Source organism: Aestuariivirga sp. (genome assembly GCF_041738905.1).
GTDB lineage: Bacteria > Pseudomonadota > Alphaproteobacteria > Rhizobiales > Aestuariivirgaceae > Aestuariivirga.
The window spans coordinates 26,468-33,700 of record NZ_JBGSOZ010000173.1; the positions used below are offsets into that span (position 1 = coordinate 26,468).

Annotated in this window: 9 protein-coding genes; 3 read left to right on the forward strand and 6 right to left on the reverse strand. The window is 62.7% G+C overall.

Annotated features, from left to right (window positions below; translation table 11 throughout):
* Positions 1-11 precede the first annotated feature (11 nt).
* The 3 genes from mlaD to ACEW8Q_RS16485 are packed head-to-tail and all read left to right on the forward strand — an operon-like array spanning position 12 to position 1,710.
* Positions 12-500, forward strand: a complete 489-nt coding sequence (mlaD, locus tag ACEW8Q_RS16475) for an outer membrane lipid asymmetry maintenance protein MlaD (RefSeq protein ID WP_373505145.1) — start codon at positions 12-14, stop codon at positions 498-500.
* A complete protein-coding gene (locus ACEW8Q_RS16480) occupies positions 500-1,267 on the forward strand; it encodes a trans-aconitate 2-methyltransferase (protein WP_373505146.1) in 768 nt (255 codons plus the stop codon). Before mlaD ends, ACEW8Q_RS16480 begins: the two co-directional genes overlap by 1 nt.
* Positions 1,264-1,710, forward strand: a complete 447-nt coding sequence (locus ACEW8Q_RS16485; protein WP_373505147.1) for a DUF2155 domain-containing protein — start codon at positions 1,264-1,266, stop codon at positions 1,708-1,710. Before ACEW8Q_RS16480 ends, ACEW8Q_RS16485 begins: the two co-directional genes overlap by 4 nt.
* A gap of 19 nt (positions 1,711-1,729) precedes the next feature.
* Here ACEW8Q_RS16485 and aat read toward each other — a convergent pair whose 3' ends face one another.
* The 6 genes from aat to ACEW8Q_RS16515 all read right to left on the reverse strand — a co-directional run bounded on the left by aat (position 1,730) and on the right by ACEW8Q_RS16515 (position 6,932).
* The gene (aat, locus tag ACEW8Q_RS16490; RefSeq protein WP_373505148.1) at positions 1,730-2,389 is read right to left on the reverse strand and encodes a leucyl/phenylalanyl-tRNA--protein transferase; all 660 of its coding nucleotides are present in this window, start codon (positions 2,387-2,389) and stop codon (positions 1,730-1,732) included.
* Positions 2,389-3,732, reverse strand: coding sequence for an acetyl-CoA carboxylase biotin carboxylase subunit (gene accC / locus ACEW8Q_RS16495; RefSeq protein ID WP_373505149.1), 1,344 nt, complete (start codon positions 3,730-3,732; stop codon positions 2,389-2,391). The genes aat and accC overlap by 1 nt, the downstream gene beginning before the upstream one ends.
* Positions 3,733-3,735: 3 nt before the next feature.
* Positions 3,736-4,245: an acetyl-CoA carboxylase biotin carboxyl carrier protein gene (gene accB, locus ACEW8Q_RS16500; RefSeq protein WP_373505150.1), complete on the reverse strand. Its 510-nt coding sequence runs from the start codon at positions 4,243-4,245 to the stop codon at positions 3,736-3,738.
* A 3-nt stretch (positions 4,246-4,248) separates the two neighbouring features.
* Positions 4,249-4,698 carry a type II 3-dehydroquinate dehydratase gene (gene aroQ, locus ACEW8Q_RS16505; RefSeq protein WP_373505151.1) on the reverse strand — a complete coding sequence of 150 codons (450 nt, stop codon included), beginning with the start codon at positions 4,696-4,698 and terminating at the stop codon, positions 4,249-4,251.
* Between the two features lie 79 nt (positions 4,699-4,777).
* Positions 4,778-5,539 (reverse strand): DsbA family protein, encoded by a 762-nt coding sequence (locus tag ACEW8Q_RS16510; protein ID WP_373505152.1) that lies wholly within the window; start codon positions 5,537-5,539, stop codon positions 4,778-4,780.
* 55 nt (positions 5,540-5,594) lie between these two features.
* A complete protein-coding gene (locus tag ACEW8Q_RS16515) occupies positions 5,595-6,932 on the reverse strand; it encodes a M48 family metalloprotease (RefSeq protein WP_373505153.1) in 1,338 nt (445 codons plus the stop codon).
* Positions 6,933-7,233: the final 301 nt, after the last annotated feature.

Here is a 7,233-nt window from a genome sequence, read left to right on the forward strand (position 1 = left end):
AGAGTGGCGGCATGAAGAATTCGGCGGTTGAGACATTGATCGGCGCGGCAGTCGTGGTGATCGCCGCGGGCTTCTTCTTCTTTGCCTACCAGACCTCCGGCAAGGGAACGGCCTCGGGCGCCTATCGCGTCAGCGCGGAATTCGACAACGCCGAGGGCGTGAACGTCGGCACCGATGTCCGCATCGCGGGCGTCAAGATCGGCTCCGTCGTCGACTTCACGCTCAATGCCGAGAATTTCCAGGCCAATGTGGTGATGGAACTCGACCCCAAGGTGAAGCTGACCGAGGACGCGACCGCCAAGGTAACCTCCGAAGGCCTTCTGGGCTCCAAGTTCATTTCGCTCGAGCAGGGCGGCGCCGATGCCATGCTGACGGCAGGCGGCGTCATTTCCAACACGCAAGGTGCTGTCGACATCTGGTCGCTCATCAGCCAGGCCATGTTCGAGAACAAGGGCGGGGCCAGGTCTGGCGGTGACTCACCCGAGACGCAGTCGCAGTGATGGCAAGTCATCCGGCTGACGCGCGCCAGCAGACATGGTCTGCCGGCACCTATGATACCCATGCCCGCTTTGTCTCGGACCTCGCTGGCGGCGTCGTCGAGTGGCTCGCCCTGAAGCCGGGCGAGCGCATCCTCGATCTCGGTTGCGGCGACGGCGTTCTGACCGCCGAGTTGAAGGCGGCGGGGGCTGATGTGACCGGCGTCGATTCGAGTCCGGATTTCGTCGCCTCCTGCAAGGCAAAGGGGCTTGATGCGCGGCTGATGGATGGCCAGTCGCTGACCTTCTCGCATGAGTTCGATGCAGTGTTCTCGAATGCAGCGCTGCACTGGATGACCAATGCCGAGGGCGTGGTGCAGGGGGTATCCCGCGCCCTGAAGCCCGGCGGCCGTTTCGTCGCCGAGTTTGGCGGCCATGGCAATGTGGCCGCCATCGTCACCGCCATGCAGGCCGTGGGGCGGCGGCGCGGCGGCGACCTGTCGCTGGCGCATCCGTGGTACTTCCCCGCGCCTGACGTCTACCAAGCGCTCCTTGAGAAGAACGGGTTCGCTGTAAGGCGGATCGCCCTCATACCGCGCCCCGTCGTGCTCAAGACCGGCATCGAGGGCTGGCTCATGCTGTTTCGCAAGCCCTTCTTCCAACAATATGAAAATCAAGCTGAAAATGCCTTGGCCGAAGCGATCGAGCTGCTCCGACCGGCGCTCTGCGATGCCAATGGCAAGTGGACGGCGGACTATGTGCGGCTCCGCGTCGAGGCGGTGAAATCGTGAAGCGCATCCTCCCCGCAATGGCCCTGGTCATGCTCGCCACGCCTGCGCAGGCCGAGCGGCTGAAGAACCCGATTGCGGTCTTCGCCGGCCTCGACAAGATCACCGGCATCACCACAACGTTCGAAATCCCCATCGGCGAGGAACGGCGCTTCGGCGGACTGGTGGTGAAGCCCAATGCCTGCCTGTCCAGCCCGACGACGGAAGAACCGAAGACGACCAGCTTCGTGCGGGTCGACCAGATCGAATCCGACAATTCGCGCAAGAACATCTTCTCGGGCTGGATGTTTGCCGAGAGCCCCGGCCTCAATGCCGTCGAGCATGCGATCTATGACGTGTGGCTCACCGGATGCCGCGATCCCAATGCGCCGCCGCCCGTCATCGAAGTGACTCCGGACGTGTCAACGCTTCAGGACCAGATCAACGAAGGCGAACCGGAAGACTGACAAGCGTCTTCGGTGCAGGTTAGCCCATCGCCCTGGCTGGGCAGGCTAGCGCCAGCACCCGCTCGGGATCATCGTCATCCTCGAAGCCGAAGAAGTCGGCATCGAGCCCAAGAAGCGGTTCCATCATCAGGTGATACTGCGCCTTCGGCATGGTGACCGCGCCCAGGCGTTCCAGATGCGGATTGACGAATTGCGCATCAAGCAGCTTGAATCCGCCAGAGTTGAGCCGTGCCACCAGGTGAACGAGGGCCACCTTGCTGGCATCCGTCACCCGCGAGAACATGCTCTCGCCAAAGAAGACCGCGCCGATCCGCACCCCATAGAGGCCGCCCACCAGCTGCCCGTCCTGCCAGGCCTCGACACTGTGGCAGCAGCCGATCTTGTGGAGCTGCGAATAGAGCGACTTGATGCGCGCGTTGATCCAGGTTGACTTGCGGTCGGCGGTGCGCGCCGCGCACTGGCTGATCACGCCCACGAAATCAGTGTCGATCCTGATCTCGAACGACTTCCGCCGCACACTCTTGCGGAGGGACTGCGATACCTTCAGTCCATCAAGCGGAATGATGCCGCGTTCCTCAGGCTCCACCCAGTAGAGCGCGTTGTCCTCGGCGCTTTCGGCCATGGGAAAAATGCCCGCCGCATAGGCGCGCAGCAGGATCTGGGGCGTGATGGTGCTCATCACGCCTGGCGTGCGAGATAGTGCTCCAGCCAGTGAATGTCGAAGTGGCCGTCGATGATATCGGGCTCGGCCAGCAGCTGCTGGAAGAGCGGGATGGTCGTCTCGATGCCCTCGATCACAAACTCGCTGAGCGCACGCCTGAGCCGCATCATGCATTCGGTGCGCGTCTTGCCCGACACGATCAGCTTGCCGATGAGACTATCGTAGTAGGGCGGGATGCGGTAGCCGGCATAGAGCGCGGAATCGACGCGGCAGCCGAGGCCGCCCGGAAAATGCACGGCCTCGACCTTGCCCGGTGACGGCGCGAAAGTCGTCGGGTTCTCGGCATTGATGCGGCATTCGATGGCGTGGCCGGAGAAGGTGATGTCCTCCTGGCGATATGGCAGGTCGCCGCCGGCCGCCACGCGAAGCTGTTCCTGCACGAGGTCAAGCCCGGTGATCGCCTCGGTGACAGGATGCTCCACCTGGAGTCGCGTGTTCATCTCGATGAAATAGAACTCGCCGTTCTCGTAGAGGAACTCGATGGTGCCGACCCCCTCGTAGCCCAGCGTCTGCATGGCCACCGCAACACGGTTGCCGATCTCGTCGCGCTGGTGGGCATTCAGGGCTGGCGAATGCGCTTCTTCCCAGATCTTCTGATGGCGGCGCTGCAGCGAGCAATCGCGCTCGCCCAGGTGAACGGCGCGGCCCTTGCCATCGCCCAACACCTGTATTTCGATGTGGCGGGGCTTCTCGAGGTATTTCTCGATATAGACGTCGCCATTGCCGAAGGCGGCCTTCGCTTCGGATTGGGCCGTGCTCATGGCGAGTTCGAGATCGGCCTCGGTGCGGGCCACCTTCATGCCGCGCCCGCCGCCGCCTGCGGTAGCCTTGATGATGACGGGATAACCGATGTCGGCTGCCACGCGGCGCGCTTCCGGAAAGTCCGCGATGCCGCCTTCCGAGCCCGGAACCACGGGGATTCCGAGGTCCTTGGCTGTCAGCTTGGCAGTAATCTTGTCGCCCATGGTGCGGATGTGTTCAGCCGAGGGGCCGATGAACTTGATGCCATGCTCGGTCAGGATGTCGGCAAAGCGCGCGTTCTCCGAAAGAAACCCATAGCCCGGGTGCACGGCCTCGGCCCCGGTGATCTCGCAGGCCGCGACGATGGCTGGAATGTTGAGGTAGCTGTCACGGGCTGGCGGCGGCCCGATGCACACGCTCTCGTCGGCGAGGCGGACATGCATCGCGTCGGCATCGGCGGTGGAATGGACAGCGACTGTTTGGATGCCGAGTTCTCGGCAGGCGCGCAGCACCCTGAGCGCAATCTCGCCCCGGTTTGCGATGAGGACTTTGTCGAACATGATCTACTCGATCGCCACGAGGGGCTCGCCATATTCGACGGGCCTGCCATTCTCGACGTAGATGTGAGTGATCCTTCCACTGCGCGGCGCATGGATCTGGTTCATCGTCTTCATCGCCTCGATGATGAGGAGGGTCTGGCCTTCCTTCACGTTTGAACCGACATCGATGAAGTTTGCAGCACCGGGGCCCGGTGCCAGATAGACGGTGCCGACCATGGGTGATTTCACCGTTCCGGGGAGATCGCCGCTGCCGGCCTTCGGCGCAGGCGCTTCCGCCGAAGGCGCCACATGTACGTGGCTGTGAACGGCGGGTGCGGGCGCTGCGGCAACCGTGGCCACGGCATTCACCGTCTTGGCAACGCGCACCTTCGTGCCCTTGCGGTCAAGTTCGATTTCCGTGAGGCCCGTGGCATTGAGAATGCCGGCAAGGGCCGAGATGAGGTCAAGATCCGGATCGGCCTTGGCGGCGGGCTTTGCTGCGGCTTTGGCGGCAGGCTTCTTGGATGGGGGCATTCTTCAACCCTTCTTGTTTGATGTGAGGATGGAGTGGAGCGCCGAGATCGCCAGCTCATAGCTGTTGACGCCGAAGCCGCAGATGACGCCGTTCACCGCAGGCGCGATGAAACTGTGATGGCGGAAAGCCTCGCGCTTGTGGACGTTGGACAGGTGAAGCTCGACGGCGGGGCATTCCGCCGCCTTGAGTGCATCGTGAAGCGCAATCGACGTGTGCGTATAGGCGCCCGCATTGATGGCGATACCGCACGCCCTGTCGCGCGCCTCGTGAATCCACGACACCAGTTCGCCTTCACTGTTGGTCTGCCGAAAGTCGATGGAAAGCCCGAGGGAAGACGCATGCGCGCGGCAGCGGTCTTCCACGTCCTTCAAGGTCTCCGACCCGTAGACGGCTGGTTCACGAAGACCCAACATGTTCAGGTTGGGACCGTTCAGTACATAGACAGGCTTCATCGTGCCCCAGCGACTCCGTAAGGGATTTCGATGCTTATAGGGGGTAAGTGCGGTTGTTGGAAGCGGATGAAACGCGCTCTCAACAGAGCTTGCAGCCGCCGCTGGAACGGACCTCGCCGATCGCTGCCATCAGTCCGTCCATCGGCAGGTAGCCGGGGATGAGATTGTTGTCGATCACGAAGGCGGGCGTTCCGCTGATCGCAAGGTCTTCCGCCAGCTTGTGATTGTCGGCGAGGACCTGCGCCACCTCTTTCGAATTCATGTCGGCCTTGAGCTTCTCGATGTCGAGCCCCTGGGCCCTGGCGATCTCATCGACCGCCTCCCTGGTGATCTTGCCCTCGTGGCTCAGCATCGCCTGATGGAATTCCCAGTATTTTCCCTGCTTTTTCGAGGCGACGGCCGCCATGGCGGCATAGTCGGAATCGCCTCCGAAAATGGGGAATTCCTTCAGCACCAGGCGGAGGTTCTTGTCCTTCTCGAGCAGGCTCATCACCTCCGGCAGGCCCTTCTTGCACCAGCCGCAATTATAGTCGAAGAACTCGACCATGGTCACATCGCCATCGGGGTTGCCTGCCACGAAATCATGTTCGGAAGCGAATAGCGCCTTGGCGTTCACTTTCAGAGCATCCTCGCGCTTCCTCGATTCGGCCTGCTGCTGGCGGTTTTCCAGTTCGCGGCTGACCTCCAGAAGGATTTCGGGATTCTCCAGAAGATAGGTGCGGACGATCTCGCCGATCTCCTTTTTCTGGGCGTCCGAGAAGGCCGATTCGGCCGCCGCCGTGACCGGCGCCAGGGCGAGGAGGGCGGCAGCGAAGGCCGCGAGGCGGAAGCGAGTGGTCATCGAACGATCCCTTTGTATGGTGTGAACTTGCCGCAAAGTCTGTGGTCCGTCCATGTCACTTGCGGCTGGCGAAAGTCAGGACATCGCTGGCGCGGGTCCACTCGGGGCTTCCGGTCTTGAAACGCGTCTGCGCAGCCTTCGCCTTTTCGATGGCAAGCTTGCGGTCGCCCTGGAGGAGGGCTGCCTCGGCTGTCGCCAGTTCGGCGCGTGGAATGTCGCCAAGCTGGGCATAGGCGCGGGCCAGGCTCTTGAAGATCACGGGCGTCTCGCCTTCAGACTTCTGGGCCAGCCTCAGCATCTTCACTGCCTGCTTCGCACTGGCCTTGCTCTCGGTGTCGATCAGCGCCTGGGCCATCAGCATCTGGATCAAGCCATTGTTCGGAAGAATCTTGAGCGCGCGCTGAATGGGAGCGATGGCCTCGGCGGCCCGTCCGTTTTCCAGCAGGGCCTGTCCCTTCAGTTCCCAGAAGTACGGGTTTTGCGGCAATTCGTCGGTCAGGCTGTTGATGACGGGGAGCGCATTCTGGATATCGCCCCGGCGAAACAGCGCAATCGCTCGGGCATAGCGGGCGGGCATCGACTGGTCGCTGGTGGGATATTTCTGCATCACGGCCTGCGCGCCGTTCGTGTAGCCGATCAGCTTGGCCTGCATCAGCTGGTGGCGCAGGACGAGCGCGGGCGGATCGGCGGAGTTGAAGTATTTCGATTTCTGTGCCGTGCGCTCAAGGTTGCGGATGCGCTCCATCGGCATCGGATGCGACAGGATGTAGGGATCGACGTTGTGGAGCGTCGCGATCGATTCCCGCGCCAGTTGCTCGAACATGGTGATCATGCCCTTGGCCGACTGTTTCGTCGACTCGAGATACTTGAGGGCGGCCTGGTCGGCAGACGATTCCATGTCGCGCGCATAGGCCAGGAAGTTCCGTTGAGCGAGGCCCTGTGAGCCCGCCATGATGCCCGAGCCGGCGCGCGCGGCATCGCTGCTTCCGGCCATCGCTCCGCCGACAGTGGCGGCAACACCCAACAGCATGCCGACGATGGACGTCACCGAGGCCTTGTCGAGTTCATTGCCCATGCGCGCCAAGTGGCCGCCCGCGATGTGCCCGGTCTCATGCGCCAGAACGCCGATGGTTTCGTTCGGCGTTTCCGACTCTAGCAGGAGCCCGGTGTGAACGAAGATGCGCTGGCCGCCTGCAACGAAGGCGTTGATACGCTGATCCTCGATGAGGTAGACCCTCACCGACCCGGGATTGATGCCTGCCGCCTTGAAGACGGGCCGGGTATAGAGGCGTAGCAGCCCCTCGATCTCGGCATCGCGGATGAGCGGCAAGTTCCGCTTCTGCGCGAAGGCCTCGGGCACAAGCGTGCCGGACAATGCGATGACCAAAGTCATCACAGCGGCAATTGCTCGGAAAATGGGGTGTCTTGAACGCATCACTCTGCCTTTCAACCGTCATTCGCGGCAGATTAAGGCGAGTTTGAGGCTTGGATCACGCGTCCGGTCTTCCGACCGGACGCGTGGCCGATGATCGGCAAGCTTATGACTTCTTGCTCCACCAGCCGGACTTGCGTTCGGCAGCGGCTGGCGTGATGGTCGGTGCCGGAGGCTGCCACTTGCGCGGCGGTTCGGCCGGAGCCGCAGCCACAGGAGGCGGTGCGGCCGGTGCAAGCGCCACTACTGGAGCCGGAACTGG